General features: G+C 71.6%; 27 protein-coding genes. 11 read left to right on the top strand and 16 right to left on the bottom strand.

All coding sequences use genetic code 11. The features are described 5' to 3' along the window. Window positions 1-58: 58 nt before the first annotated feature. Window positions 59-163 (bottom strand): photosystem I reaction center subunit XII, encoded by a 105-nt coding sequence (psaM, locus tag KUG38_RS13240; protein ID WP_043325215.1) that lies wholly within the window; start codon window positions 161-163, stop codon window positions 59-61. A 91-nt stretch (window positions 164-254) separates the two neighbouring features. On the opposite strand from psaM, the gene KUG38_RS13235 reads away from it, so the two are divergent. Together KUG38_RS13235 and KUG38_RS13230 are read left to right on the top strand one after the other, a co-directional pair. Further along, a complete protein-coding gene (locus KUG38_RS13235) occupies window positions 255-740 on the top strand; it encodes a CRR6 family NdhI maturation factor (RefSeq protein ID WP_216922427.1) in 486 nt (161 codons plus the stop codon). Window positions 741-894: 154 nt separating this feature from the next. Next, the gene (locus KUG38_RS13230; protein WP_216922421.1) at window positions 895-1,728 is read left to right on the top strand and encodes a lipoyl protein ligase domain-containing protein; all 834 of its coding nucleotides are present in this window, start codon (window positions 895-897) and stop codon (window positions 1,726-1,728) included. On the opposite strand, the gene KUG38_RS13225 is transcribed toward KUG38_RS13230, so the two are convergent. After that, window positions 1,682-2,989, bottom strand: coding sequence for a site-2 protease family protein (locus tag KUG38_RS13225; RefSeq protein WP_216922464.1), 1,308 nt, complete (start codon window positions 2,987-2,989; stop codon window positions 1,682-1,684). The two genes, KUG38_RS13230 and KUG38_RS13225, sit on opposite strands and share 47 nt — an antisense overlap. A 76-nt stretch (window positions 2,990-3,065) precedes the next feature. Here KUG38_RS13225 and KUG38_RS13220 point away from each other — a divergent pair, with 76 nt between their 5' ends. After that, window positions 3,066-3,725, top strand: coding sequence for a phosphoribosylanthranilate isomerase (locus tag KUG38_RS13220; protein ID WP_216922462.1), 660 nt, complete (start codon window positions 3,066-3,068; stop codon window positions 3,723-3,725). Between the two features lie 56 nt (window positions 3,726-3,781). After that, window positions 3,782-4,315 (top strand): hypothetical protein, encoded by a 534-nt coding sequence (locus KUG38_RS13215; protein WP_216922419.1) that lies wholly within the window; start codon window positions 3,782-3,784, stop codon window positions 4,313-4,315. A gap of 6 nt (window positions 4,316-4,321) precedes the next feature. Here the strand turns inward: KUG38_RS13215 and folE are convergent, their stop codons facing one another. The 6 genes from folE to KUG38_RS13185 form a co-directional block, all read right to left on the bottom strand. After that, window positions 4,322-5,065, bottom strand: a complete 744-nt coding sequence (folE, locus tag KUG38_RS13210) for a GTP cyclohydrolase I (RefSeq protein ID WP_216922418.1) — start codon at window positions 5,063-5,065, stop codon at window positions 4,322-4,324. Window positions 5,066-5,073: 8 nt separating this feature from the next. Next, window positions 5,074-5,784 carry an SDR family oxidoreductase gene (locus KUG38_RS13205; protein ID WP_216922416.1) on the bottom strand — a complete coding sequence of 237 codons (711 nt, stop codon included), beginning with the start codon at window positions 5,782-5,784 and terminating at the stop codon, window positions 5,074-5,076. A gap of 26 nt (window positions 5,785-5,810) precedes the next feature. Continuing rightward, window positions 5,811-6,800: an acetyl-CoA carboxylase carboxyltransferase subunit alpha gene (locus KUG38_RS13200; RefSeq protein WP_216922413.1), complete on the bottom strand. Its 990-nt coding sequence runs from the start codon at window positions 6,798-6,800 to the stop codon at window positions 5,811-5,813. 19 nt (window positions 6,801-6,819) lie between these two features. Further along, the gene (locus KUG38_RS13195) at window positions 6,820-7,869 is read right to left on the bottom strand and encodes a long-chain acyl-[acyl-carrier-protein] reductase (RefSeq protein ID WP_216922412.1); all 1,050 of its coding nucleotides are present in this window, start codon (window positions 7,867-7,869) and stop codon (window positions 6,820-6,822) included. Window positions 7,870-7,951: 82 nt separating this feature from the next. Then, a complete protein-coding gene (locus KUG38_RS13190; protein ID WP_216922410.1) occupies window positions 7,952-8,692 on the bottom strand; it encodes an aldehyde oxygenase (deformylating) in 741 nt (246 codons plus the stop codon). Between the two features lie 35 nt (window positions 8,693-8,727). Next, window positions 8,728-9,534: a creatininase family protein gene (locus tag KUG38_RS13185; protein ID WP_216922408.1), complete on the bottom strand. Its 807-nt coding sequence runs from the start codon at window positions 9,532-9,534 to the stop codon at window positions 8,728-8,730. A 72-nt stretch (window positions 9,535-9,606) separates the two neighbouring features. Here KUG38_RS13185 and KUG38_RS13180 point away from each other — a divergent pair, with 72 nt between their 5' ends. From KUG38_RS13180 to KUG38_RS13170, 3 genes are read left to right on the top strand one after another with little or no spacing between them, the layout of a single operon-like run. Next, window positions 9,607-10,929 carry a S1 RNA-binding domain-containing protein gene (locus KUG38_RS13180; RefSeq protein WP_216922406.1) on the top strand — a complete coding sequence of 441 codons (1,323 nt, stop codon included), beginning with the start codon at window positions 9,607-9,609 and terminating at the stop codon, window positions 10,927-10,929. Beyond that, window positions 10,926-11,810, top strand: coding sequence for a Tab2/Atab2 family RNA-binding protein (locus KUG38_RS13175; protein WP_216922404.1), 885 nt, complete (start codon window positions 10,926-10,928; stop codon window positions 11,808-11,810). Before KUG38_RS13180 ends, KUG38_RS13175 begins: the two co-directional genes overlap by 4 nt. A gap of 5 nt (window positions 11,811-11,815) precedes the next feature. Then, window positions 11,816-12,634 (top strand): purine nucleoside phosphorylase YfiH/LACC1 family protein, encoded by an 819-nt coding sequence (locus KUG38_RS13170; RefSeq protein WP_216922402.1) that lies wholly within the window; start codon window positions 11,816-11,818, stop codon window positions 12,632-12,634. Here the strand turns inward: KUG38_RS13170 and KUG38_RS13165 are convergent. Beyond that, the gene (locus KUG38_RS13165; RefSeq protein WP_216922400.1) at window positions 12,594-14,276 is read right to left on the bottom strand and encodes an NAD(P)/FAD-dependent oxidoreductase; all 1,683 of its coding nucleotides are present in this window, start codon (window positions 14,274-14,276) and stop codon (window positions 12,594-12,596) included. The two genes, KUG38_RS13170 and KUG38_RS13165, sit on opposite strands and share 41 nt — an antisense overlap. Window positions 14,277-14,428: 152 nt before the next feature. Here KUG38_RS13165 and KUG38_RS13160 point away from each other — a divergent pair, with 152 nt between their 5' ends. Then, the gene (locus KUG38_RS13160; RefSeq protein WP_216922398.1) at window positions 14,429-14,584 is read left to right on the top strand and encodes a hypothetical protein; all 156 of its coding nucleotides are present in this window, start codon (window positions 14,429-14,431) and stop codon (window positions 14,582-14,584) included. Window positions 14,585-14,606: 22 nt separating this feature from the next. Here KUG38_RS13160 and ppsA read toward each other — a convergent pair whose 3' ends face one another. The 6 genes from ppsA to hemH form a co-directional block, all read right to left on the bottom strand. Then, entirely contained in the window at window positions 14,607-17,057 is a 2,451-nt protein-coding gene (ppsA, locus tag KUG38_RS13155) for a phosphoenolpyruvate synthase (RefSeq protein WP_216922396.1), read from the bottom strand. Between the two features lie 75 nt (window positions 17,058-17,132). Then, window positions 17,133-17,372: a GIVxVP protein gene (locus KUG38_RS13150; protein WP_216922394.1), complete on the bottom strand. Its 240-nt coding sequence runs from the start codon at window positions 17,370-17,372 to the stop codon at window positions 17,133-17,135. Next, window positions 17,369-17,725 carry a hypothetical protein gene (locus KUG38_RS13145; RefSeq protein WP_216922393.1) on the bottom strand — a complete coding sequence of 119 codons (357 nt, stop codon included), beginning with the start codon at window positions 17,723-17,725 and terminating at the stop codon, window positions 17,369-17,371. Before KUG38_RS13145 ends, KUG38_RS13150 begins: the two co-directional genes overlap by 4 nt. Then, window positions 17,707-19,506 (bottom strand): biosynthetic-type acetolactate synthase large subunit, encoded by a 1,800-nt coding sequence (ilvB, locus tag KUG38_RS13140; protein ID WP_216922460.1) that lies wholly within the window; start codon window positions 19,504-19,506, stop codon window positions 17,707-17,709. Before ilvB ends, KUG38_RS13145 begins: the two co-directional genes overlap by 19 nt. 191 nt (window positions 19,507-19,697) lie before the next feature. Continuing rightward, window positions 19,698-20,312: a M23 family metallopeptidase gene (locus KUG38_RS13135; protein WP_216922391.1), complete on the bottom strand. Its 615-nt coding sequence runs from the start codon at window positions 20,310-20,312 to the stop codon at window positions 19,698-19,700. Then, complete coding sequence (gene hemH / locus KUG38_RS13130; protein ID WP_216922388.1) at window positions 20,293-21,468, bottom strand: ferrochelatase; 1,176 nt, start codon at window positions 21,466-21,468, stop codon at window positions 20,293-20,295. Before hemH ends, KUG38_RS13135 begins: the two co-directional genes overlap by 20 nt. A gap of 212 nt (window positions 21,469-21,680) precedes the next feature. On the opposite strand from hemH, the gene KUG38_RS13125 reads away from it, so the two are divergent. After that, window positions 21,681-22,922, top strand: coding sequence for a site-specific integrase (locus tag KUG38_RS13125; RefSeq protein WP_216922386.1), 1,242 nt, complete (start codon window positions 21,681-21,683; stop codon window positions 22,920-22,922). Continuing rightward, window positions 22,919-23,623, top strand: a complete 705-nt coding sequence (gene cobO, locus KUG38_RS13120; protein ID WP_216922384.1) for a cob(I)yrinic acid a,c-diamide adenosyltransferase — start codon at window positions 22,919-22,921, stop codon at window positions 23,621-23,623. Before KUG38_RS13125 ends, cobO begins: the two co-directional genes overlap by 4 nt. A gap of 24 nt (window positions 23,624-23,647) precedes the next feature. On the opposite strand, the gene KUG38_RS13115 is transcribed toward cobO, so the two are convergent. Further along, the gene (locus KUG38_RS13115; protein WP_216922469.1) at window positions 23,648-23,860 is read right to left on the bottom strand and encodes a hypothetical protein; all 213 of its coding nucleotides are present in this window, start codon (window positions 23,858-23,860) and stop codon (window positions 23,648-23,650) included. Window positions 23,861-23,960: 100 nt separating this feature from the next. On the opposite strand from KUG38_RS13115, the gene pyrH reads away from it, so the two are divergent. Next, entirely contained in the window at window positions 23,961-24,680 is a 720-nt protein-coding gene (gene pyrH, locus KUG38_RS13110; RefSeq protein ID WP_015107734.1) for a UMP kinase, read from the top strand. Window positions 24,681-24,704: the final 24 nt, after the last annotated feature.

The raw sequence follows: 24,704 nt of genomic DNA, 5'->3' as shown, positions 1-24,704 counted from the left end.
CGAGCCCTCCGCTTGTAGCAGCCTGCCAGGGCCTTGCCAAGGGAGCGGCGCTGCAGCTTCAGGCTTTGTAGAGGCTGAAGCAGAGACGGACAGCCAGCACCCCGGCATGGGCCGCCACGATGAGGGCGATCAGCACTTCGGCCTGATTGATCGGAGTGACCATATCCTTGACGGTGAATGGAGTTTGACCGACCCATTCTTCGGCCATCGCGGGCTACGGTCCAGCCTCCGGCCCTGCCCTGTCACAGCTCTTGATGGCGTCCCAACCCTGCCCCGAGCCCCTGAAGGTGTCCGCCGCCCAGGTGCGCGGCCTCGACCTCTCCCCCCTGGCGGGCCTGGCGTCGCTGGCGCCGGCCGCCCTGCTGACCGAAGCCAGCGGACTGACCCTCGACTTCGACTGGCCCCGGGAGGCGGAGGACCCTCGCGAGCTTTCTGAGATCCCGGAACTGCGGCTGTGGAGCCTGCGGGCCGATGCGCTCCATCCCTGGCTGCCCCTGGTGCTCGAGCGCAGCGGCGGCCAGCTCACCCGCCATGTGGCCATGCTGCTTCCCCATGGCTTCAGCCCCACCGAGGGGATCCGCTTCGCGCCCGAGAGCCTGGAGCTCTGGATCACCCAGCGCCTGTTCCTGCTCGACCACTGGGCCGCCACCGGGGGGATCGAATGCCGCGCCAACCTCGGCCAGATGGCCGCCGTGCTCGGCTATGAGCTCGATCCCGGCTTCTGGAGTGTGATCCCCTGAGCCTCGAACCAGGGACCCAGGGCGCGGCGGCCGCTGTCCACCGCCAGCACCACGGTGATGGCGCGCAGCATCCAGGCCGGCCACCACTCCCAGGGGCAGCAGGGGCAGCAGACTCAGATCAGGGTCGGGTCCTGCGGCTGACCGGGAATCCAGCATGACAGCGCCGCCTGCCCCACCCCTGCCGCCGGAGGCGCCGATGCGCTGGATCGGCTCCACGTGCCTGGAAGGGGACTGGCAGATGGCCATCGACGCCTGGCTGCTGGACGGCCCTGCGCCGGCCTTCCGGCTTTACCGCTGGTCGAGGCCCACCCTTTCGCTGGGCTGGCACCAGCAGCGTCTGGAGCCCCACTGGTGGGACCTGCGGCGCCAGGGGCGGATCGACCTGGTGCGCCGCCCCAGCGGCGGCCGGGCCGTGCTCCATGGCGCCGACCTCACCTACGCCCTGGTGTGGCCCCGGCCGCAGGGAACCCGATCCGAGGTCTATGGCCGTGCCCTCACCTGGCTGGTGGAGGCCTTCGCCGCCATGGACCTGCCCCTGCACGGCGGCCGCCAGGCGGCCAGCCTGCAGCGCAGCAGCTGCTTCGCCACCAGCACCGTCGCCGACCTGGTCCATGGCAACGGTGCCAAGCGGGTGGGCAGCGCCCAGCTCTGGCGCGGCGGCCACCTTCTGCAGCACGGTTCGATCCAGCTGGACCCCTGCCCGGCCCTCTGGCGGGAGGTCTTCGGCGGCGATCCCCCCGAGCTCGATCCCCTGCCGCTGGCGGGGGTCGCCCTGGAGGAGCACCTGCTCCGTTCGGCGGCGCGCTGGCTGCCGTGGCCTGCCGGCCACGATCCCGGCATGGAGCAGCGGGCGTCTCCCCTGCCGCCCCTGGCCCCCCTGGGTGGGGAGGAGCTGGGCTCGATCGCGTCGCTGCTGGCCCGTTATCGGCTGAGCGAGGCCGCTAGCGGCTCACCGAGTCCGTCAGCGGCGAGACGTCCCCGGAGCTGACCATGCCGCGGGCCACCTGACCGAGGGCCATGCCGAGGGGGTAGCCGTTCTCCCGGCGGGCGACGGTGAGCAGATTGGCGGGGAGCCGCAGTCCCAGTTTCTTGAGCACCGCGTCCCCCAGTTCGGGGCGCTCGACGGTGCCGCAGGGCAGCCCCGCCGGACTGAGCACCAGCAGCCGCTGGTGGTTGCCGTCGTCCAGCTGGAGGGCGGCCTGCCAGAGCGGGGCGGATTCGGGGATCGCGGGCAGGCTGGAGAGGGGTTGGAGGTGGTCGCCCACCCGCTCCCGGTCCCAGCACTGGACCGGCAGGGATTGCAGGGGCCCGTCATTGATGACGCCCTGCCAGCGACCCCGGTCGCAGACCAGCAGCCACTCCGCCGGGCCGTTGGCCGCCTGATCGGCGGGGGGGGCAGTGCCTTCGCCGGCTTCGGCGATCGGCGGCGCCGTGCCGAGGCGCATCCGGCTCAGCTCCCGCAGGGTGGTGTCGGCCTCCAGCACCCGGAAGCGGCGCTGGGCCACATCGCGGACCTTGAGATCCTTGAGGGCCTGCTGGACGACCAGCATCTGCTTCTGGTTGCGGGCCGCCCCGAGGCCGAACCAGCCGAGCAGGATCAGCCAGGCGCCGGCGATGCCGCCCCCCCGCAGCAGCAGCACCGTCCCCATGCCGACGGCGAACAGGGACAGGAAGCGGCCGCAGGCATTGGCCACCTCCACACCGCGCCGCTGGCTGCCGGAGAACTGCCAGACCAGGGCCTTGACGATCAGTCCCCCATCCAGGGGCAGGCCGGGCAGCAGGTTGAACAGGCCCAGGATCAGGTTGAGGGCACCGAGCCGTTCCACCATCTGACCCAGCACCGGGGCCGCATGGCTGGCGGCATGGGTGGAGGCCAGCAGGCCGAACCCGAGCACCAGACTCACCGCCGGTCCCGCCGCCGCCACCATCAGGGCGCCGCGGGCGGTGGAGCATTCCCGCTCCACGCTGGCCACGCCGCCCAGCAGGAAGAGGGTGATGCTCTTCACCTTGACCCCCTGGCGCAGGGCCACCAGCGAATGGCCCAGCTCATGCAGCAACACGGAGACGAACAGGGCCAGGGCCGTGACCAGGGCCACGGCCCAGAGCGCCGCCGGGGCGAGCTGGCTGCCCAGGCTGAGGGCGTACTGCTGCTGGAAGGCGAGGGTGGCGAGCAGCAGGATGACGAACCAGCTCGGGTGGATGCGCAGGGGGATGCCGCGGATCGTCAGCAGTTGCCAGCCTTCACCCACGGGCACCGTCCGCTCGGAGATCCGGCCGTGGCCGGAGTTGTTCGTCCCATCCTAGAAAGACAGGCCAGCCGCCCCGATTCCGGTCACCACTCCGCTGCTCAAGATCTGCGGGCTCCGGGAGCCGGCCCAGGCCACCGCCATCGCGGCCCTGGGGGCCGATGCCATCGGCGTCATCGCCGTTCCCGGCTCGCCCCGCTACGTGCCGCCGGAGCAGCGGCCCGGCTTGTTCGCCGCCATGGCCGCCGGCCACCCAGCCTGCTTCGGCGTGCTGGTGGTGGCCGATCCCGCTGACGACCAGCTGGAGGAGCTGGCGGCGGGACGGGGCCATGCGGTGGTGCAGCTGCATGGTGAGGAGAGCGTCGAACGCTGCCGTGAGCTGGGCGGGAGGCTGCGGGTGCGCCTCTGGAAGGCCCTGAGGGTGCGGACGCCCGAGGACCTGGAGCGGGCGGCTGGCTATGCGGGCGTGGTGGAGGCCCTGCTGCTCGACGCCTGGTGCCCCGGCCAGCTGGGGGGGACCGGGCACAGGATCCCGATCGAATGGCTGGAGGACTTCCGCCCGCCCATGCCCTGGTGGCTGGCCGGTGGTGTGGGCCCCGGGACGGTGGCCGAGCTGCTGGACCGGCTGCAGCCCGATGGCCTCGATGCCTCCAGTGCCCTGGAGGAGCGCCCCGGCCTCAAGGACCTGGGGCGGGTCGCGGCCCTGGTGGCGGCGGTGCGTGGATCCGGCGGCGGTTGATTGGCGTTTGGCGCTGCCGGGTGCAGGATCGGTGCAGTCCGATTCCTACCCCCCACTTGGCCTTCCTCCGCCTCCCTTCCCGAGCCCGTGCCGTCCTCCCCCTGGCCCTGCTGCTGGCCGCACTGCCGGGGGCTCCCGGACTCCGGGCCCAGGACCTGGTGGGTTGCCAGCTGGTGGACGGCACGCTCCAGTGCGTCCCTGGGGTGACGGCCGATCCCCAGCAGCAGATCCAGCTGCTGCGCCAGCAGATCGCCGGCGACCAGCGGATCGAGGGGGCGGTGGAGCAGCGGATCACCGGCCTCGACCAGCTCCTGCTCCAGGGCCAGGCCATGCAGGGGGCCTTGCTCCAGGCCACGGCGGCCGCCGAAGGGCTGGCCGCCCTGCCCCCGAGCGCCTTCCACTGGTACCGGCTGTCCCCCGGACAGGTCCAGTGGCAGCTGATCCAGGGGGCCAGCGGCCCCACCTATGCCCTCACCCCCGCCGATGTGGCCTCCCAGGTGATGGTGGTGGTGGCGGTGCCGACCCCGGGGGGCAGCCAGCGCAGCGTCTCCCAGGTGGTGGGCCCGGTGGCGCCCCGTCCGGGCAACTGAGCCGGCTCAGGTGCTGAGCAGGGCCTCCTGCTGGCGCACGAGCTCGAAGAACTCCTGCTTGAGGCTCGGGTCGTGGCGGAAATCACCGCGCACGACCGAGTTGACCATGCTGGTCTGGGGCTCCTTCACCCCGCGCCATTTCATGCAGTAGTGCTGGGCCTTGACCAGGATCGCCAGTCCGAGGGGCTCGCAAAGCCGCTCGATCTCGTTGGCGAGGATGATCACCGCCTCCTCTTGGATGTGGGGCCGGGAGAAGACCCAGTCGGCGACGCGGGAGAACTTCGACAGGCCGATCACCCGCTCACCGGGCTTGATGCCGATCCAGCAGTTGCCGAGGATCGGCACCAGGTGGTGGGAACAGGCGGAACGGATGGAAATGGGCCCGACGGTGTAGATCTCATCGAGCTGCTTCACGTTGGGGAAGCTGGCGATCTTCGGCTGCTCGTGGTAACGGCCCTTGAACACCTCGTGGAGGTACATCTTGGCGACCCGCTCGGCCGTCTCCTCGGTGTTGTGGTCGTTCTCGATATCGATCACCAGGCTGCGCAGCAGGTCGCGCACCTTGCCGGCCACCTCGATCTCCAGCTGGTCGAGCTCACCCTCGCGCAGGTGGTCGGAGATGTTGTCGTTGGCCAGAAACGGGACCCCTTCCTTCTGCAGCCGTTCGCGGATCCGCAGGCTGACGGGGATGGGGGTCGTGACGGGAGCGGCCTGACGGGCGCTTAGGCCAGTGGGGAGGGTGGATGTCATAAGGGGGTTTAGAAGGCTCCGGCGGCCGGCATCAGGGTGAGGTCCTCAACCGTCTGGCTGTGGGGTTGCCGCGCAAGGTAGAGCAGGGATTCGGCGACCTGCTCGGCTGAAAGCATGGCACGTCGGTCGAAGGAACTGTGGACGGTTTCACTGTCCCAGAGGGGTGTATTCACCGCCCCCAGGGTGAGGGTGCTCACGGCGATGCCGGCGGAGCGCTCCTCCGCCTCGAGGCAGCGGCTGAAGGAGGCCAGGGCGGCCTTGCTGACGCAGTAGGCCCCCCACTCGGGAAAGGCGTTGCGGGCGGCATGGCTGCTGACGTTGATGATCCGCCCGCCACCCGCCTGGCGCAGGGCCGGCAGCACCGCCTGGGAGACCTGGAAGACGCTGGTGAGGTTGAGCTGCAGCAGCCACTGCCAGCGCTCGATCGGCATTTCCGCCAGGGGGCCGGTCCAGGCGGCACCGGCGTTGTTGATCACCACCGAAGGCACCAGACCGCGCCCGAGCAGCTCGGCCAGGGCGGGCGCCATCGCCTCCGGCCGGGTCAGGTCCAGGGCCAGGGTCTCGACGCGGCGGCCCAGCCCGCGCAGCTCGGTGGCGAGCCCGTCAAGGTCGGCCAGCGTGCGGGCCACCAGCAGCAGGTCGTAGCCCTCGGCGGCGAAACGTCGTGCGGTGGCAGCGCCGATGCCGCGGGAGGCACCGGTGATCAGGGCGACGGGCAAAGGGCGGTGGGGCAGGGAGGCAAACCCTACGGTGCGTGGGCGGGATCCGGCGCCGCCCCCTCGAGGACCTGGCCCATGCGCCGGAACTTGGCGTAGCGGGCCTCCAGCAGGGCGGATTCGCTGCAGCTCTGCAGCTCCGCGAGGTGGCTGAGCAGCGCCTGGCGGAGCGTTTCGGCGGCCTGGATCGGCGCCCAGTGGTTGCCCCCGGAGGGTTCCTTGAGCAGGGCATCGACCAGCCCGAGCTGCAGAAGATCGGCGCCGGTGATGCGCAGGGCCTCGGCGGCGGCGGGGGCCTTACCCGCATCGCGCCAGAGGATCGAGGCGCAGGCCTCGGGGCTGGCCACCGTGTAGACGCTGTGCTCGAACATCAGCAGGCGGTCGGCGACGCCGATGCCGAGGGCGCCGCCGGAGCCCCCTTCCCCGATCACCACGGCGATGATCGGCACCCGCAGCCGGAACATCTCGCGCAGGTTCACGGCGATCGCCTCCCCCTGGCCCTCCTCCTCGGCCTTGACGCCGGCGTAGGCCCCGGGGGTGTCGATGAAGCTGAGGATCGGCAGGCGGAAGCGATCGGCGTGCTCCATCAGCCGCAGCGCCTTGCGGTAGCCGCCCGGGGAGGCCATGCCGAAGTTGCGCGCCACGTTCTCCTTCATGTCGCGGCCCTTCTGGTGGCCGAGCAGCACCACGGGCTGGTCGCCGATGCGACCCACACCGCCCACGAGGGCGCGATCGTCGTTGCCGCGGCGGTCGCCGTGCAGCTCAATCCACTCGTCGGTGATGACCTGGATGTAATCGAGGGTGCTGGGCCGCTGGGGGTGGCGGGCCACCTGGATCTTCTGGGCCGGGGAGAGGGAGCTGAAGATCTCCTCCCGGCGGCGGGTGGCGAGGGTTTCCAGCTGCAGCAGCTGCTGGCTCACGTCCACCTCGGAATCACGGGCCAGCTGGCGGATCTGCTCGATCTGCTCCTCGAGCTCCACCAGCGGTTTCTCGAAGTCCAGCAGGACGCGGCGGGCCATGGGCTCTCAGGCGGGGGGATCAGGTGATGGAGAGACTGGGGATCGCCGCCGGGACGTCCAGACCCAGGGCCTGGAAACCGTGGCGAAGGGAGGCGGCGCCGATCAGGTCCATCTTCTCGAGGGAGATGTTGTTGCGGCCCCAGCTGAAGTTGGTGTGCAGGCCTTCGAACTCCAGCAGCATCGCTTCGGCGAAGCAGGCGAACATCTGGCGCTGCGGCTTGGCCATGTCAGCGGCCTCCATCATCTGCCAGCCGATGTCGGAGCCGAATTCGACGATGCCGCCCTTCAGCACGTGGATGCCGTCGCCGGCGGCCCTGGTGTCCAGGTTCTTGGGGTAGCCGCCGTCGACCATCAGGCAGGGACGGGGCAGCTGGCTGGGGTCGATGTTGCTGGCCTGGGCCAGGCTGGCGACCCAGACCACCACGTCGGCTTCGGCCAGGGCGTCCTCCAGGGGCAGGATGCGACCGCCACCGAGCTCCTGCTGGAGATCAGCGAGAGGCTGGGGCCGGCGGGCCACCAGCAGCAGCTCCTGCACGCCGGTGCGCTGGGCGAGCCAGCGGCAGACGGCGCTGCCGATGTCCCCGGTGGCGCCCACCACCGCCACCTTCGCCCGGCGCAGGTCGATGCCCAGCTTGGGGGCATTGTCCTCCACCTGACGGCAGAGGACCCAGGCGGTGTGGGTGTTGCCCGTGGTGAAGCGCGTCCAGTCGAGGGTGGTGGCCCGCACCTGCTGCTCCCTCAGCAGCTTGAAGTCCTCGAAGATGATCGAGGTGAAGCCCCCCAGGGCGGTGATGTCGATGCCGGTCTTCTGGGCCAGCTCCATGGCGTTGAGCACCTTGCGCTTGGCCGTCTTGAAGCGGCTCAGCATCTCGGGTACGAACACCGAATCGATGTAGGCCCCTTCGATGCGCTTGCCCGTGGGGCTGGTGACACTGATCCGCTCCACCAACTGGGGCGGAGCGCTGCACCACATGTCCAGATCCCCCTCCGCGTATTCCTCGAAACCGAGGCTTCGCGCCAGGTTCCGGGCCGACTCAAAGCTGGTGGAATGACCGATCAGGCCGAACATGCAGGAAGGAGAAAGCGGCGGCAGGGGCGGGGCCGGATGTCGCCGACGCTACATCCTCCCCAGGGATGGGGAAGGGGGCAGCTCAGCCCACCAGGGCCGCGGCGGCCATCCGGGCGATCTCCCTGGGGGTGAAGCCGATGTCGGTGAGGGCGTCCTGGTAGGCGATCAGGAAATCCTCGATCAGGTCTTCCTTCTCCATGTGGAGCACGGCGGCGTCGGCGGCCACCCGCTCAAGCATGCGGCGCACGTGGGGGAGGTTGTCGCGGTTGGCCTGTTCCAGTTCGGCCCGGGACTCCTCGAGATGGGCCTTGAGCCACTCCTGGCCGTAGTTGAGGTGGGTGTACTCGTCCTTGACGACCCCTTCGGTGATCTTGCGGGCGAACGGATCGGCGACAGGGATATAGATGTGGTAGGCCGAGATGGCGAAGGCTTCGATCAGCAGGGCCTGGATCAGCAGGCAGGTGACCACCTTGCCCTCCTGGAGGGCCGCCTGGAAGTTGTTGCGCAGGGGGGAGAAGAACTCCTGGGCGAAGGGCATGTCGGCGGTGACGCCGAGGTTGTTGCCGCAGGCGGTGAAGCCCTTCATGTGCTTCAGCTCCATCCGGGCCAGGCGGGCCAGTTCCTCGGCCTGGTCGGGCAGCAGGGTGCCGAGGGACATGTAGTTGTCGTGAGCTTCCTGCTCACCTTCGATGACGATCGCGTTGATGCGGCTGTAGGCGTCCTTGTAGGCGTCGGTGCTGAAGTCGGGCAGGTCGCTCCCCTCGATCGGGCCCACCGGATCCAGGGAGGAATCGACGGACGTGGTGGTTGCGAGGGTGGGCATGGGAACCACGGGGATAAGCAATCCCACGACTTTAGTCACGCTCCGCCGGATGTCGGCGGCCAGTTGCTGTGCAGCAGGGCCTCCAGCCGTCGCTCCCAGCTCTCCACCAGCCGGCCGAACAGCTCCCGGCCCAGGGCCTCGCTGGCGCCGGACGGATCCCCGATCACGCCGCTGGCACTGATCTCCTGCGTGCGCCAGGCGCTGGGGCAGGCCCCTTCCAGGCTCCAGCCGGCGGGCGGGGCCTGGCCTTCGCCGGGGCCGTCGGCGGCGGGGAGGGGCCCGGCGGTGCCCGGTTCGAGAAACAGCATCAGGCTGGTCTCGGCCAGACCGGCGTGGAGGCCGTTGCTGCGCTCCGGTTCGGGGATCAGCGCCCCGAGCCCATCGACGCCGCGCCACAGGAAGCAGGGCAGCACCGCCAGGGCGGGTTCCTGCACCCGCAGCTCCCGGGCCGCCGCCTCCAGCAGGCCGATCTGGCCGCCATGGGCGTTGAAGAGCACCAGTCGCCGGAAGCCCGCCGCCGCGACCCCCTGGCCGACGGCGCGCACCAGGTCGATCAGCAGCCCGGCCGGCAGGCTGAGGGTTCCCGGGAAGCCCAGGTGCTCCGGCGAGAAGCCGAGGCTCTGCAGCGGCAGACGCCAGATCGGCAGGTCGGGATCGAGCCGGTCCAACACCGCTGCGGCCACCCGTTCGGCGAACAGGGCATCGGTGCCGAGGGGCAGCAGCGGACCGTGCTGCTCGACGGCGCCCAGGGGCCAGAGCACCGTGCTGCCCGGACGGGCCGCCTGCTCACGCACCGTCGGCCAGCTGAGGCTGGCGAGGCGTCGCTCGGTGCGGGGGGGCATCGGCGGGGGGAGGAGCGGCCTCAGAAGGGTGATTCGTACAGTGTGGAGCCCCGTGCTTCGCTGAGGACCTCCATGGCAGGAACCGGCAACCCCGCGCCGCGTCAGCCCCGGAACCCCGCCCAGCGCCCCACGCCGCCGGCGAGGCCAGCCGGGTCGGCCCCGGCGCCGCTGCGCAAGCCTCCCCAGGTGTTGATGATCAAGAAGGAGGACGAGGCGGCGCCCGACACCCCCCTCGTCCCCACCGGCTCCGGCCCGGCCGGCGCCCCTGCGGCGGCCTCCGGTCCGGCCGCTCCCGCTCCGGTCGCCGCACCGGTGCGGCCCCCCTCGCCAGCCGCGGACGATGACGACCGCTTCGATCTGGCGGGCATTGAGGGCCTGACGATGGCCGACCTGCTCGGTCCGGCCACGGATCGGCGCGGCGGCGGTTCGGCCCGCTCGGCCGGCCGGGCCCCCGCCGCCGCCGAGGCTGCCCCTGGGGAGTCCTCCCGCCAGGCCCGCACCGTCGACGATTTCGACTTCGACGAGGAGGCCTTCCTCGCCGCCCTCGATGAGAACGCCCCGGTGGGTACCACCGGCGAGGTGGTCCAGGGGGTGGTGATCGGCATGGAGAGCGACGGCGTCTATGTGGACATCGGCGGCAAGGCCCCCGGTTTCATGCCCAAGAGCGAGTGCGGCCTGGGGGTGATCACCAACCTCAAGGAGCGCTTCCCGAAAGGGCTGCCGATCGAGGTGCTCGTCACCCGCGAGCAGAACGCCGACGGCATGGTGACGATCAGCGCCCGCGCCCTGGCCCTGCGCCAGAGCTGGGAGAAGGTCCGCCAGCTGGAGAAGGAGGGCAAGGTGGTGCAGGTCAAGGTGAACGGCTTCAACCGCGGCGGAGTCACCTGCGACCTTGAGGGTCTGCGGGGCTTCATCCCCCGCTCCCAGCTCAACGAGGGCGAGAACCACGAGGCCCTCGTCGGCCAGACCTTGGGCGTCGCCTTCCTGGAGGTCAACGCCGAGACCCGCAAGCTGGTGCTCTCGGAGAAGCGGGCTGCCACCGCCGCCCGTTTCGCCACCCTGGAAGTGGGCCAGCTCGTGGAAGGGCAGGTGGTGTCGATCAAGCCCTACGGCTTCTTCGTCGACCTGGGCGGCGTCAGCGGCCTGCTGCACCATTCCTCGATCACCGGCGGTGCCCTGAGGGATCTGCGCGAGGCGTTCCAGCAGGGGGAGCACCTCAAGGCCCTGATCACCGCCGTCGACCCCGCCCGGGGCCGCATCGCCCTCAACACCGCCCTGCTCGAAGGTCCCCCCGGCGAGCTGCTCATCGCCAAGGACACCGTGATGGCTGAGGCCGAGGACCGGGCCCACCGGGCCCGCTCGCTGCTGCGCCAGCAGGAACAGGACGCAGGATGAGCCCAGCCGTGCAGGCACCCAGCCCTGACTGGGAGCTCGACTATTACTCCAGGCCGATCCTGGAGGCCGATGGCAAGAAGCGCTGGGAGCTGCTGATCTGCTCGACGCAGGGTCTGCAGCCGGCGCCGGACCCCTTCCGCTGGTCGATGGCCTGTCCGGCCGCCAGCGTCAACTCCCAGTGGCTGCGCGGGGCGATCGAGGCGGCCCTGGCGGCGGCCGCCGAGCAGGGCTACGGCCCGCCGCGGCGGCTGCGCTGCTGGCGCGGTTCGATGCGGGCCATGGTGCAGCGGGCGGCCGAAGGGCTCGGCCTGGAGCTGGTGCCGAGCCGGCGTTGCTACGGCCTGGTCGAGTGGCTGCGGGAGCGGCAGGCCAGCGTCTACCCCCTGGAGCCCGGCTACATGGCCGGCCCCCTCGCCCCGCCACCGCAGCCGATTCCCCCCGTGGCCCTGCCCCTGCCCGAGGCGGCCCGGGGCGACAGCTGGGGCTGGGCCACCCTGCCGGCCGCCACGCTGGCCGAGGCCGGCGGCTGGGAGATCGCCTTCCCCGGCCTGGTGGCCCTGCCGTCCGACATCGATCCCGCCACCCCGGTCCCCGGGATCCGGCTGTTCAGCCGCCGGCGGGCCCTGGCGATCGCCGGCTGGCTGTCCGGCCTGGAGCCGACCCGGCTGGAGGTCAGCGCCGGCCAGCTGGTGCTGGAGGCCGGCCTCGAGGATCGCTGGATCCTGGCGCGACTGCCGGAGGAGGAGGCACGGCTGGCCCAGCAGGCCCTGGCGGAGGCCAGGGAGCGGGCCGGCGGCCTGCAGTTCATCGCCATCCAGGCCAGCGAGGAGGCCTCCAGCCTCGAGGGCTTCTGGCTGCTGCGCGACCTGCCCGAGGGCTGAAGCGCATGGCTGAGGCGCTCGAGCCCCCCTTCGATCGGCCCGATGCCGGCTTCAACGACCTCCCCGGCTGGACCTGGGTGGGCACCTATGGCGGCCACTATCTCCAGTGCGACCTGCTGGCGGCGTTCGAGCACGGCTTCTTCACCCGCCAGTGGCAGGGGCGGCCGCCGGAGGAGCTGGCTGGCGCCCTCAGTGCCGGCGTCAGCGTGCACCGCACCCGCCAGGTGCATGGCGGCACGGTGCTGGCCGCCTCCGCCGCCGACCGGGACCCCTGGCCGGAGGCCGACGGACTGCGCAGCGACCGGGGCGGCCAGAGCCTCTGGGTGTGCGGGGCCGACTGCACCCCCGTGCTGATCGCCGACCCCGCCAGCGGCCGGGTGGCGGCCTGCCATGCGGGCTGGCGCGGGGTCGCGGCCAGGATCGTGCCGGCGGCGATCGGGGCGCTGGTGGCGGACGGCGCCAGCCGGGACCGGCTTGTGGTGGCGCTCGGTCCGGCCGTGGCCGGCTTCCGCTATCAGGTGGAACGCTCCGTGACCCTGCAGGTAGCCGCCGCCATGGCGGCCGAGGGCAGCGGGCCGCCGCCGGAGGAGCGGGCCCTGGCCGATCTGGAGCGCTGCGGCGCCCTGCTGCCGGATCCCGCCCCCGGCCGGGACCGGCTGGACATCCGACGGGCCACGGCGCTGCAGCTGGAACGGCAGGGGATCGCCCCGGAGCGGATCGGCCTCTGCCCGCTCTGCACCATGGCCGAAGCGGCCCTGTTCCATTCCTGGCGCCGCGACGGGGTCAGGGCGGTGCAGTGGAGCGGTGTGGTGTCGCAAGGCTGAGGGCCACCGCTTCCGCCACCTTGATGCCGTCGATCGCCGCCGACAGGATGCCGCCGGCATGGCCGGCCCCTTCTCCGGCCGGGAAGAGCCCCGGGGTGTTGAGGCTCTCGAGCCCGGTGGGGTGGCGCTGCAGCCGCAGGGGTGAGGAGGTGCGGGTCTCGACGCCCGTCAGCAGGGCCCCGGCCATGGCATAGCCCGGAATGCGGCGGGCGAAGACCGGCAGGGCCTCCCGGATCGCGTCGAGCACATAGGCCGGCAGGCAGCCGTCCAGGCTGCCGAAGCGCAGGCCGGGCTGGTACGACCCCACCACCGCCTCCGGGGGGGACTCCCGGCTGGGTCTGTGCTCCAGGAAATCCTCCAGCCACTGGGCCGGCGCCCGGTAGTCGCCGCCGCCGGCATGGAAGGCCTGCCGCTCCCAGTGGCGCTGGAAGGCGATCCCGGCCAGGGCCTCCTCCCCCTCCTGGGCGTAGGGCGCCAGATCCTCCGGGGTGATCGGCACCACCAGGCCGCTGTTGGCATTGCGCTCCCGGCGGGAGTGCTGGCTCATGCCGTTGGTGACGACGCAGCCCTCCTCCGAGGTGGCCCCCACCACCAGGCCGCCGGGACACATGCAGAAGCTGTAGACGCTGCGGCCGGTGTTGGCTTCGGCGTTGCAGTGGTGCACCAGCTTGTACTCGGCGGGGCCCAGCCGCGGATGGCCGGCCGCCTCCCCCCAGCGGGCCCGGTCGACCAGGGCCTGGGGATGCTCGATCCGCACCCCGACCGCAAAGGGCTTCGGCTCCATGGCCACACCGAGGCGGTGCAGCATCGCGAAGGTGTCCCGGGCGCTGTGGCCCGGCGCCAGCGCCAGATGGTCGCAGGCGATGGCGGTGCCGTCGGCCAGCCGCACGCCCGCCAGGCGCCGCTCGGGTGCGTCCCCCAGCAGCAGTTCGACCACGTGCTGACCAAAACGCACCTCGCCCCCAAGGGCCTCGATCCGGGCCCGCAGCCCGCGGACCACCGTGGCCAGCTTGAAGGTGCCGATGTGGGGGTGGTGCAGGGTGAGGATCTCCGGATCGGCCCCGGCCGCCACCAGCTCCTCCAGCACCTTGCGGATGTAGGCGGGGTTCTCGCTCACCTGGCTGTAGAGCTTGCCGTCGGAGAAGGTGCCGGCTCCCCCTTCGCCGAACTGGGCATTGGAGCCCGGATCGAAGCGGCGGCGGCCCTGCCAGAAGCCGAAGGTGTCCGCGGTGCGCTCCTTCACCGCCTTGCCGCGCTCCAGCAGCAGCGGCCGCCAGCCCATCTGGGCCAGCAGCAGGGCGGCGAAGTAGCCGCAGGGTCCGGCGCCCACCACGATCGGACGCAGCTCCGCGCCGTCTCCCTGGGCCAGGGCCACGGGGCGGTAGCGGCTGTCCGGTGTCGGACGCAGGTGGGGGTCGCCGGTGAAGCGGCGCAGCAGGCGGCGTTTGGCGCCGCCTTCGAGCTCCAGGTCGAGGCAGTACACCAGGGCGATGGCACCGCGCCGCCGGGCATCGACGCTGCGCTTCACCAGGTGATGGCCGCGCAGCTCACCGGGGGCGAGCCGCAGCCGCTGGGTGATGGCCGCCTCCAGGTCGGCGGCGCTGTGATCGAGCGGCAGTTTCAGCTCGCTGAGGCGCAGCACGGCCGTGGCGGTTGGAGGGCTGCTGGCGTTCTAGGGCACGGCGGGGCGGGCGCCAACGCGCCGGATGGGCGCCAACGCTTGTGGCGTCCCCTGCCGATCCGCGGCGGAAGGTGCCATGGTGGAGCCTGATCGCGCCTGGGGCCGGATTTCGGATGGGTCTGGCTCATTGCCCCCTCTGCATGGGTCTGGCGGCGCTCTGCGCGGTGCGCTGCGGTGCCCATGCCCTGCTGCTCTGGCGTCTCTGGTTCGAGGGGGGCGGGACGCCGGCGGGATCAGCGCCGGTGCGGCTCCGCCAGGCCGCTTGCTGAGGGGAACCGGAGACCGGCCCCGTCAGGCCCTGCCCGCCGGGCCGGCGGCGTCCAGCTCGGCCTCCATGGCGGCGATGGCGATGCGGGTGGGCACCACGGCATCGGGGTTGAGGCTGATCGAGTCGATCCCCTCCTCCACCAGGAAACGGGCGAAGTCGGGGTAGTCGCTGGGGGCCTGGCCGCAGATGCCGATCTTGCGGCCGCAGCGGCGGGCCGTGCGGATCGCCAGCCGGATCATGTCCTTGACGGTGGCATGCCGCTCGTCGAACAGGTCCGCCACCAGGGCCGAGTCCCGGTCGAGCCCCAGGGTGAGCTGGGTGAGGTCGTTGGAGCCGATCGAGAAGCCGTCGAAGCGCTCGGCGAAGGCCTCGGCGCCGATCACGTTGCTCGGCAGTTCGCACATCACGTACACCTCCAGGCCGTCCTTGCCCCGCACCAGCCCCTCGCCGGCCATGACCTCCAGCACCCGGTCCCCCTCCTCGGGGGTGCGGCAGAAGGGGACCATCGGGATCACGTTGGCCAGCCCCATCGACTCCCGCACCCGGCGCAGGGCCCGGCACTCCAGCGCGAAGGCGGCGCGGAAGGCGGGGGCGTAGTAGCGGGAGGCCCCGCGCCAGCCGATCATCGGGTTCTCCTCCGCCGGCTCGAAGGCCGCTCCGCCCAGCAGGCGGGCGTACTCGTTGCTCTTGAAGTCGGAGAAGCGCAGGATCACCGGCCGGGGATGGAAGGCGGCGGCGATCCGGGCCATGCCCTGGCTGAGCAGGTCCACGTAGTAGTCGGCCGGCGCGGCATACCCCGCCACCAGCTCAGCGATGGCCGCCCGGTCGGCCGCCGCCGTCACCCGCTCGGGCTCAAGCAGGGCCATGGGGTGCACCCGGATGTGGTTGGCGATGATGAACTCCAGCCGGGCCAGGCCCACGCCGTCGCAGGGGATCGAGGCCAGGTGGAAGGCCTCCTCGGGGTTGCCCACGTTCATCAGGATCCGGGTGCGGGTGGCCGGCAGGTCACCGATGGCCTGCTCCTCCACCCGGAACGGCACCGCCCCCCGGTAGACGTGGCCCACGTCCCCTTCGCAGCAGCTCAGGGTGATGCTGTCACCGTCGGCGATCCGGCCGGTGCCGTCGCCCGTGCCGACGATCGCCGTCAGGCCCATCTCCCGGGCGATGATCGCCGCGTGGCAGGTGCGGCCCCCCTGGTCGGTGACCACGCCGCTGGCCTTGCGCAGGATCGGCTCCCAGTCGGGGTCCGTGCGGCGGGTCACCAGCAGGTCGCCGTCCATGAACCGGGCGATCTCGCCCGGATCGCTGATCACCCGGGCCCGGCCGCTGCTCACCGAGGCGCCGATGGCCCGTCCGCTGGTGATCTCTTCGGCCGTGTGCGGCTCCAGGTGCCAGCTGCGCAGCACCGCCCCCCCCCGGCGGGATTCCACCGTTTCCGGCCGGGCCTGGAGGATGAACAGCTCGCCGCTGAGGCCGTCCTTGGCCCACTCGATGTCCATCGGCGTGGGCACCCCGCGGCGTTCGCCGTAGTGGCGTTCGATCACGCAGGCCCAGCGCGCCAGGGTCAGGGCCTCCGCGTCGCTGAGGGCGAAGCGCCGGCTGTCCTCCGGGGAGACGGCCTCGTTGCGCACGGCCCGGCCATCGCCGCCGGTGGGGTCGGCATAGACCATGCGAAGGGCCTTGCTGCCCAGCCGCCGGCTCAGGATCGGGGCGAACCCCTGCTCCAGGGTGGGCTTGAAGATCAGCCATTCATCGGGGTTCACGGCGCCCTGCACCACGTTCTCCCCCAGCCCGTAGGCGGCGGTCAGCAGCACGGCGTCGCGGAAGCCGGTTTCGGTGTCGATGCTGAACATCACCCCGGAGCTGGCCAGATCGGAGCGCACCATGCGCTGCACCCCGATCGAGAGGGCCACCTCCAGGTGATCGAAGCCGTGCTGCTGCCGGTAGACGATGGCCCGATCGGTGAACAGCGACGCGTAGCAGCGCCGGCAGGCCTCCAGCAGCGCCGCCTCCCCCTCGACATGCAGAAAGGTCTCCTGCTGCCCGGCGAAGCTGGCTTCCGGCAGATCCTCGGCCGTGGCGCTGGAGCGCACCGCCACCACGGCCTGGCCACCGCCGGAGGCCAGCTCCCCGCTGAGCTCCCGGTAGGCGGCCACGATCGCCTGGGCCAGCGGCGGTGGCAGTTCCGCCCGGCCCAGCCGCTCCCGGGCCCCCTGGCCGGCGGCCTGCAGGGCCGCCAGATCGTCGGCATCCAGCCCGTCGAGCAGCTCAGCCAGGACCGGCCTGAGCCCGTTGGCGGCGATGAACAGCCGGTAGGCGGCGGCCGTGGTGGCGAAGCCCCCCGGCACCCGGACGCCGGCGGGTTCCAGCCGCTGGATCATCTCGCCCAGGGAGGCGTTCTTGCCGCCCACCTCAGCGATGGCGTCGAGGCCGACCTTGGCCAGGGGCACGACGAGCCGATCGAAGTCCCGCATCCCCTTCGCCCTGACTGAGCCAACTCTGGGCCCGCCCTCCCCTGCCGGCGCCAGGCTGTGATCTTTGGTCGTCCCTCAGGGTTCGGGGTTGGCGTCCGGGTTGGAGTCGGCGTTGGAGTCAGTGGCGGGCGGGCCGGATTCGGGCAGCAGCTGGGCCAGCAGACCGGCTGCCATCAGGACGGCGCCGAGGGTGAGGGCCAGGCCCCGGTTGGCGGCGGCGGGACCGTCGACCCAGGTGCCGGCGGCCAGGAAGGCGCCGCCCAGCAGCAGGGTGGGAACCAGCACGATGCCCTTGGCGGTGCGGTTGAGGCTCATGGGCAGGCCTCCGGACGGGCCAGGCCGGCAGCGATCAGGCCGTCGGCGATGTCGTTACCGCCGGCCAGCAGGCTCACCCGGGCCAGCAGGGTGCCGTCCCGCTGGCCCATGGGGCGCAGATTCACCCTGGTGCGGCGGGGCAGGGCCTGCCGCAGCCAGCTGATCGCCTCGGTTTCCTGGCCTGGGGCCAGTTCCATGCAGGCCAGTTCCACGGGGTAGCTGCGGTTGCCATCACCCACCTGGAGCAGGGTGCCGCTGCGCACCTGGAACACCTCCGCCGCCGCCGCAGCACCCGGAAAGGCGATCACCAGGGCCAGCAGGAGCGCGAGCAGGGTCAGAGTTTGGCGCCGCAACTGGGACAGAACAGGTGGGCACTGGCGGTGGTGCTGCCGCAGGCGTTGCATTGGCGGATGGTGTCGATGGCCAGCTCGGGATGGCTGGGCAGGCCCACCATCTGGGCGTTGCTGGCGCCGGGGGGCACCATCGGGTAGCAGTTCTCGTTGCGGCGCACGCGCACATCGACGAACACCGGACCGGGGTGGGCCAGGGCCTCGGCAAGGCCGGAGCGCAGCTGGGCCCGGTCGGTGATGCCGATGCCCTTGACGCCGAAGGCTTCGGCGAGGGCGGGGAAATCGGGCATGCCGCCGGTCATCTCGGAACTGGAGTAGCGCTCCTCGTAGAAGCTCTCCTGCCACTGGCGCACCATCCCCTGCCAGCCGTTGTTGAGCACCACCACCTTCACCGGCAGCTGGTACTGGCTGAGGGTGCCCAGCTCCTGGATGTTCATCAGGATGCTGGCATCACCGGCCACGCAGATCACCGTCTCGTCGGGGAAGGCCGTCTGGACGCCCATGGCGGCGGGCATGCCGAAGCCCATGGTGCCCAGGCCGGCACTGCTGATCCAGCGCCGGGGTCCGTTGCGCAGGAACTGGGCCGCCCACATCTGGTGCTGGCCCACGTCGGTGGTGAAGAAGGCCTCGGAGGCCAGCTCCCGCAGGGCGATCACCACCTCCTGCGGCGCGATTTCGCCGGTGGGCTGGGGGATCACAAGGGGGTAGTGGTGCTTCCAGGTGTCGATGCGCTCCAGCCAAGCGTCGGTGCGGCGGTTGGAGCCCTCGCCGACCGAGGCCTGCAGCAGGGCCTCCAGGGCCTGCTTGACATCGGAGACGACCGGCACCTCGGGCACCCGGTTCTTGCCCACCTCGGCCGCATCGATGTCGATGTGGATCACCTGGGCCCGGGGGGCGAAGCTGTCGAGCCGGCCGGTGACCCGGTCATCGAAGCGGGCCCCGACGGCGATCAGCAGGTCGCACTCGGTGACGGCGAAGTTGGCGTAGGCGGTGCCGTGCATGCCGAGCATGCCGACGGCCAGCGGATGGTTCTCGTCGAAGGCCCCCTTCCCCATCAGGGTGGTGGTGACCGGCAGCCGGAAGCGTTCGGCCAGCTGGTGCACCTCGGCGTGGGCGTCGGAGGCGATGGCGCCGCCACCGACGTAGAGCAGGGGGCGGCGGGCCTGGCGGATCAGGGCCAGGGCGCCCTCGATGGCCTCCGGTCTGGGGGCGGGGGAACGCTTGAAGCCCGAGGGGATCGCCGATCCCGGAGCCACGGGGGTGTAGTCGAACTCCTCGGCACCCACATCCTTGGGCACGTCGATCAGCACCGGGCCCGGGCGGCCGCTGGCGGCGATCAGGAAGGCCTCCGCCACGATGCGGCCGATGTCGGCGGGGTCGCGCACCACCCAGGAGTGCTTCACGATCGGCAGGGTGATGCCGAAGATGTCGGTTTCCTGGAAGGCGTCGGTGCCGATGGCGGCCCGGGGCACCTGGCCGGTGATGACCACCATCGGCACCGAATCCATCTGGGCCGTGGCGATGCCGGTGACCAGGTTGGTGGCGCCGGGGCCGGAGGTGCCGAAGCAGACGCCCACCTGGCCGGTGGCGCGGGCGTAGGCATCGGCGGCGTGGGTGCCGCCCTGCTCATGGCGCACCAGGATGTGCTTCAGCCAGCCCCGGGCCTCCGCCTTGTGGAGCTCGTCGTAGATGGGCAGGATCGCTCCACCCGGATAGCCGAAGATGTGGCGGACGCCGTGGCGGTGCAGGGCATCCATCAGGGCGTAGGCCCCGCTCACCCGCATCGGCGCCGACGACGGCTGCGACGCCTCAGGGGTGGGAGCACTGGGGCTGCTGGTCCCGGCGGCGGCGATGGCGGAGGGAAGGGGCGTGAGCGTCACGGCGGCGGCTGGGGTCGGGCGAAGGGGAGGAAATCGTCAGGATGGGAGAGCGGTCGGCCCGGGAGCCAGGCATCCGGGCAGGGGTCTCGGAACCATCAGCGGAAGACACCAAGGTTAGGTCGCTGGAGGGGGTTTGGGTTGCGCTGACGGCGGCTCTCCGCCATGGCCCGCAACACTCGGGCCGGATCCATCCAGGCGCCTCGATAACGCATGCCCCAGTGGAGGTGGGGGCCGGTGGTGCTGCCCGTGAGGCCGACATGGCCGATCACCTGGCCGGTGGCCACCCGCTGCCCCTCCCGGAGAAGGACGCCGCCGCTGCGGTAGACACCGTTGCCGGCCTGGCCGCCGAGGTGGCAATAGATGTGTTCGTAGCTGCCCGAGCGGATCACCAGTCCGTTGCCGCAGCCACCGTCGACGATCACCTCGCTCACCGTTCCGGCCCACCAGCTGCGGATCGGCGATCCCAGGGGCGCGGCGATGTCGATGCCGTAGTGGGGACGGACGTCGCCGCTGAGGGGATGGGAGCGCATGCCGAAACCGCTCGTGTAGCCGGCGAAGCTCGCCACCGGAAACACCCCCCTGACCCAGAGGCTGGCGTTGCGGGCCTCGGCGGGCAGGGCCTGGCTGCTCAGCCCCAGGGTGGCGGCGATCACCAGCGAACGGCTCCGCAGGCCGGTGCGCCTTGGGCGGTCAGAGCAGTCCAAGGGCATGCAGCGGGCCGTGACCGGTGAGCAATTCCAGCAGAAAAGCGGAAAATCCGACCATCGCCAGGCGACCATTCCAGACCTCGGAACTGTTGTTCCAGCCCCAGGCCCACTTGTCCTGGGGGTAGAGCTTCACCTTCTTGGGCAGCTGGGCCGCCATGTCGAGGTTCACCTCCGGGCCTGCCATGGCTTCGTGCACCAGGTCGGCGAGGCCCTGGATGAAGGTGGGGTCGGTGTCGAGGGCCGGCACCCGGCGGAAATGGCTGATGCCGGCTTCGGTGGCAATCTCCCGGTACTCGATGTCGATCTCCTCGAGGGTCTCGATGTGTTCGCTGACGAAGCTGATCGGCACCACCACCAGCTCCTGGACGCCCTGCTCCCCGAGCTCCCGCAGGGCATCCTCGGTGTAGGGCTTGAGCCATTCCACCGGCCCCACCCGGCTCTGGTAGGCGAGGGTGGAGGGGTTGGGGTGGCCCAGCAGCTGTTCGAGGCGCTCCATCACCAGCGCGGCGCAGGCCTCGATCTCCTTCTGATAGGGGTCGCCGGCCTCCTCCACGTAGCTCTTGGGCACCCCGTGGGCACTGAAAAAGATGTGGGCCGACGCCGGTGCCTCGCAGTTGCCGATCTCCCGGGCGATCAGCCCCGCCATGGCATTGATGTAGCCGGGATGGTCGTACCAGCTGCGGATGCAGCGGATCGGCAGGCGGCGGAAGGCCGGGTCGGCCTGGCGGAGGCGCTGCAGCTCCCGGAAGCTGGAGCCGCTGGTGCTGATCGAGAAGTGGGGATAGAGCGGCAGCACCACCACCTCCTCCACGCCGTCGGCCTTGATGTCGCCCACCGCCGATTCGGTGAAGGGGTGCCAGTAGCGCATCGCCACGTAGCTGGTGGCATCGACACCCTCCTGGCGCAGGCGGCTCTGCAGCTCCCTGGCCTGCTGCTCGGTGATGCGGCGCAGGGGAGAGCCGCCGCCGATGGAGCGGTAGGCCTCCTTCGACTTGCCGCTGCGCAGGGTGCTGATCAGCCAGGCCAGGGGTTTCTGCAGCGCCGGCGTGGGCAGACGGATGATCTCCGGATCGGAGAACAGGTTGTAGAGGAATGGCCCGACGTCCTCGATCCGCTCCGGACCGCCGAGGTTCAGCAGCAGCACGCCGACCCTGGCCATGCCTTCGATCAGAAAGGCAGAGCGTAACCCCGCCTCCCCACCGGCGGCTGCCCGGCGGATCACCGCCCCCTGCCCTGGCGGCCCCGGGACGGCAGGGGTAGCTTCCGGCTCAGCTCCCCGACCGCCCCACCATCCCCCCGGCCGCCCCGCCACCCCCCGCCGCGCCGGCAGCAGCCACGCCTGATCCGGCGGCAGCTGATCTGACAGAACTGGTGCGGCAGCAGAACCTCCAACTGGCGGCCTCGGGCACCGGCCTGCGGCTGGAGATCCGCCAGCAGCGGCTCGGACTGCGGGGGCCCCTGCCCTGTCCAAAGGGCACGGCGGCGCGGCCGGTGCAGCGGATCAGCCTGGGGCTGCCGGCCACGGCAGAGGGCGTGGCCGCCGCCCTCGACCAGCTGGCCCGGGTGCGGGAGGCCGTCGAGCGGGGCCGCTTCTCCTGGGAGCACTGGCGCCGTCGGCCGGCCGCGTCAGCGCCCTCCCTAGCCGCCGTGGCCGCTGGGGAGCCGTCCTCCGCTCCGGCGCCCCTGGCGACGGGCTCCCCCGCCGAGGCCGCGGGGTTCACGCCGCTGCTGGCGGGCTTTGAGGCCGCCTTCTTCGCCGATCCCCGCCGCCGCCGCCGGCCCGCCGGCAGCCGCAGCACCTGGAGCGGCGCCTACCGGCCCTATCTGCGGCGGCTGGCGGCGGTGGCCGCCGCGTCAGGCGCCACGCCGGCGACCGTCGAGGTGCCTCTGCTGGAGAAGGTGCTGGAGACCTACCCCCTGGCCAGCCGCAGCCGCCAGCAGTGCGGCCTCGCCCTGGGGGCCCTGGCCCGCCACCTGCAGCTGCCCCTGCCGGCCGACTGGAGCGAGCGCAGCGGCGGCTACGGCCTGCATGTGGCCCGCTTCCGGGGCCTGCCCAGCGATGCGCGCATCCTGGAGCTGGTGGCGGCCATCCCCAACCCCCGCTGGCGACTGGCCTACGGGCTGATGGCCACCTACGGCCTGCGCAACCACGAGGTGTTCTTCTGCGACCTCTCCGCCCTGGCGCCGGGGGGCGACCGGGTGCTGCGGGTGCTGCCCACCAGCAAGACCGGGGAGCACCAGGTGTGGCCGTTCCAGCCCGACTGGGTGGAGCACTTCGGCCTGGAGGGCCTGGGGGAGGGCGGCGCCGAGCTGCCCCGGGTCTGCACCGACCTGCGCCGCACCACCCTGCAGCAGGTGGGCCGGCGGGTGGCGGAGCAGTTCCGCCGCTACGGGCTGCCGATCACCCCCTACGACCTGCGCCACGCCTGGGCCGTGCGCACGATCCACATCGGCCTGCCGGACACGGTGGCGGCCCGGATGATGGGCCACTCGGTGGCGATCCACACCCGCACCTACCACCACTGGATCACCCGGCGGGACCAGCAGCAGGCGGTCGACACGGCCCTGGCAAGGCTCCGCCAGAGTGCCGCAAACGGACACCGCTTCCCATGACGGCGAACGCCTCCCCGACCCCTGCCCCCGTGGCGGACGACACCCTGGCCCTGGATCGCCAGGCCGAGGAGCTGGGCCCGGGAGGCGACCTGGCCCCCGAGGTGGACCAGGAGGCCTACCGCCGTCGCATGCAGCGCCGCCGTGAGGTGCAGCAGCAGCGGGTGGGGGAGCGGAATCTGGAGAAGGGGCTGGTGCTCGTGTTCACCGGCGAGGGCAAGGGCAAGACCACGGCGGCCCTGGGCCTGGTGCTGCGCACCCTGGGCCATGGCGGCAAGGTGGCGGTGGTGCAGTTCATCAAGGGCGGCTGGCAGCCGGGGGAGGCCCGGGCCCTGGAGCGCTTCGGCGACGACCTCCACTGGCATGCCCTGGGTGAGGGCTTCACCTGGGAGACCCAGGACCGGGAGCGCGACCGCCAGCTGGTGCAGAGCGCCTGGGAGCGCTCCTGCGCCTACCTCGCCGACGGCGAGCGCAAGCTGGTGGTGCTCGACGAGATCAACGTGGCCCTCAAGCTGGGCTACCTCGAGCCCGAGCGGGTGCTGGAGGGTCTGGCCCTGCGCCCGCCCCTGACCCATGTGGCCCTCACCGGCCGCGGCGCCCCGGCGGCCCTGCTGGAGCGGGCCGATCTGGTCACGGAGATGAAGGTGGTGCGTCACCCCTTCCGGGAGCAGGGGGTGAAGGCCCAGGCGGGCATCGAATACTGAGACCGCCCCCGGACCTTGCGGGGATCAGCCCAGGTCGTTCTGCAGCCGGGCCAGGCTGCAGATCAGCACCGACAGGCCGCTGACCAGCAGGGCCCGGTGCACTTCCGGCTCGCCCCAGAACCCCGGGCTGTCGCTGGCCCGGTCCAGGGCCGAGAGCGTCAGCCGGGCCATCACATCGCTGCCGCGGGGGCCGCGGGGGCCGCGGGGGACAGGACAACCGGGCGGGTCGAAGGCCATGGCGGTGCTCCTTTGGGGCAGTGAAGCGGGTGTCGCCGCTGCCCGCAACCTGGTGGCGCTGCGGGAGGGGTTGCTACTGTTCGGCCGATCGCACGAGTCGATGGCCTACAGGCGCGTTCTCCTCAAACTCAGCGGTGAAGCGCTGATGGGTGACCAGGGCTATGGGATCGATCCCGCCATCGTTCAATCGATCGCCAAGGATGTGGTCGAGGTGGTCTCCGGTGGCACCCAGCTGGCGATCGTCGTCGGCGGCGGCAACATCTTCCGGGGCCTGAAGGGCTCGGCCGCCGGCATGGACCGGGCCACCGCCGACTACGTCGGCATGCTGGCGACGGTGATGAATGCCATCACCCTGCAGGACGGCCTCGAGCGGGTTGGGGTGCCCACCCGCGTCCAGAGCGCCATCTCCATGCAGGAGGTGGCCGAGCCCTACATCCGCCGCCGGGCCATCCGCCATCTCGAAAAGGGTCGGGTGGTGATCTTCGGTGCCGGCTGCGGCAACCCCTTCTTCACCACCGACACCACGGCCGCCCTGCGGGCGGCGGAGATCAACGCCGACGTGATCTTCAAGGCCACCAAGGTGGACGGGGTGTACGACAAGGATCCCGCCAAGCACAGCGACGCGGTCCGCTACGAGACCCTCACCTTCCTCGACGTGCTGAGCGGCGAGCTGGAGGTGATGGACAGCACCGCCATCGCGCTGTGCAAGGACAACGCGATTCCGATCGTGGTCTTCGACCTGTTCGGCTCGGGCAACATCGGTCGGGCGGTCGCCGGTGAGCCCATCGGCACCAGCATCGTGCCGGCCCCCCCCCGCTGACGTCCCCTCCCCACCCCCTTCCCC

It is taken from the genome of Synechococcus sp. CCAP 1479/9 (assembly GCF_019038535.1).
In the GTDB taxonomy this organism is placed as follows: domain Bacteria; phylum Cyanobacteriota; class Cyanobacteriia; order PCC-6307; family Cyanobiaceae; genus Cyanobium.
Note: the sequence above shows the minus strand (reverse complement) of the source record. Positions and strands in the feature narration are given on the sequence as shown.

Excerpts from the sequence above, each read along its gene's own strand:
- ilvB (WP_216922460.1), bottom strand. The coding sequence starts at position 19,506 with ATGCGGGTGAGCGGGGCCTACGCCCTGATGGATGCCCTGCACCGCCAC.
- hemH (WP_216922388.1), bottom strand. The coding sequence starts at position 21,468 with ATGGCCAGGGTCGGCGTGCTGCTGCTGAACCTCGGCGGTCCGGAGCGG.
- KUG38_RS13175 (WP_216922404.1), top strand. The coding sequence starts at position 10,926 with ATGAGCCCAGCCGTGCAGGCACCCAGCCCTGACTGGGAGCTCGACTAT.
- folE (WP_216922418.1), bottom strand. The coding sequence starts at position 5,065 with ATGACATCCACCCTCCCCACTGGCCTAAGCGCCCGTCAGGCCGCTCCC.
- pyrH (WP_015107734.1), top strand. The coding sequence starts at position 23,961 with ATGGCCTACAGGCGCGTTCTCCTCAAACTCAGCGGTGAAGCGCTGATG.
- KUG38_RS13170 (WP_216922402.1), top strand. The coding sequence starts at position 11,816 with ATGGCTGAGGCGCTCGAGCCCCCCTTCGATCGGCCCGATGCCGGCTTC.
- KUG38_RS13115 (WP_216922469.1), bottom strand. The coding sequence starts at position 23,860 with ATGGCCTTCGACCCGCCCGGTTGTCCTGTCCCCCGCGGCCCCCGCGGC.
- KUG38_RS13160 (WP_216922398.1), top strand. The coding sequence starts at position 14,429 with ATGGGTCTGGCTCATTGCCCCCTCTGCATGGGTCTGGCGGCGCTCTGC.
- KUG38_RS13195 (WP_216922412.1), bottom strand. The coding sequence starts at position 7,869 with ATGTTCGGCCTGATCGGTCATTCCACCAGCTTTGAGTCGGCCCGGAAC.
- KUG38_RS13200 (WP_216922413.1), bottom strand. The coding sequence starts at position 6,800 with ATGGCCCGCCGCGTCCTGCTGGACTTCGAGAAACCGCTGGTGGAGCTC.
- KUG38_RS13230 (WP_216922421.1), top strand. The coding sequence starts at position 895 with ATGACAGCGCCGCCTGCCCCACCCCTGCCGCCGGAGGCGCCGATGCGC.
- KUG38_RS13150 (WP_216922394.1), bottom strand. The coding sequence starts at position 17,372 with ATGAGCCTCAACCGCACCGCCAAGGGCATCGTGCTGGTTCCCACCCTG.
- cobO (WP_216922384.1), top strand. The coding sequence starts at position 22,919 with ATGACGGCGAACGCCTCCCCGACCCCTGCCCCCGTGGCGGACGACACC.
- KUG38_RS13235 (WP_216922427.1), top strand. The coding sequence starts at position 255 with ATGGCGTCCCAACCCTGCCCCGAGCCCCTGAAGGTGTCCGCCGCCCAG.
- KUG38_RS13185 (WP_216922408.1), bottom strand. The coding sequence starts at position 9,534 with ATGCCCCCCCGCACCGAGCGACGCCTCGCCAGCCTCAGCTGGCCGACG.
- KUG38_RS13135 (WP_216922391.1), bottom strand. The coding sequence starts at position 20,312 with ATGCCCTTGGACTGCTCTGACCGCCCAAGGCGCACCGGCCTGCGGAGC.
- KUG38_RS13190 (WP_216922410.1), bottom strand. The coding sequence starts at position 8,692 with ATGCCCACCCTCGCAACCACCACGTCCGTCGATTCCTCCCTGGATCCG.
- KUG38_RS13180 (WP_216922406.1), top strand. The coding sequence starts at position 9,607 with ATGGCAGGAACCGGCAACCCCGCGCCGCGTCAGCCCCGGAACCCCGCC.
- ppsA (WP_216922396.1), bottom strand. The coding sequence starts at position 17,057 with ATGCGGGACTTCGATCGGCTCGTCGTGCCCCTGGCCAAGGTCGGCCTC.
- psaM (WP_043325215.1), bottom strand. The coding sequence starts at position 163 with ATGGTCACTCCGATCAATCAGGCCGAAGTGCTGATCGCCCTCATCGTG.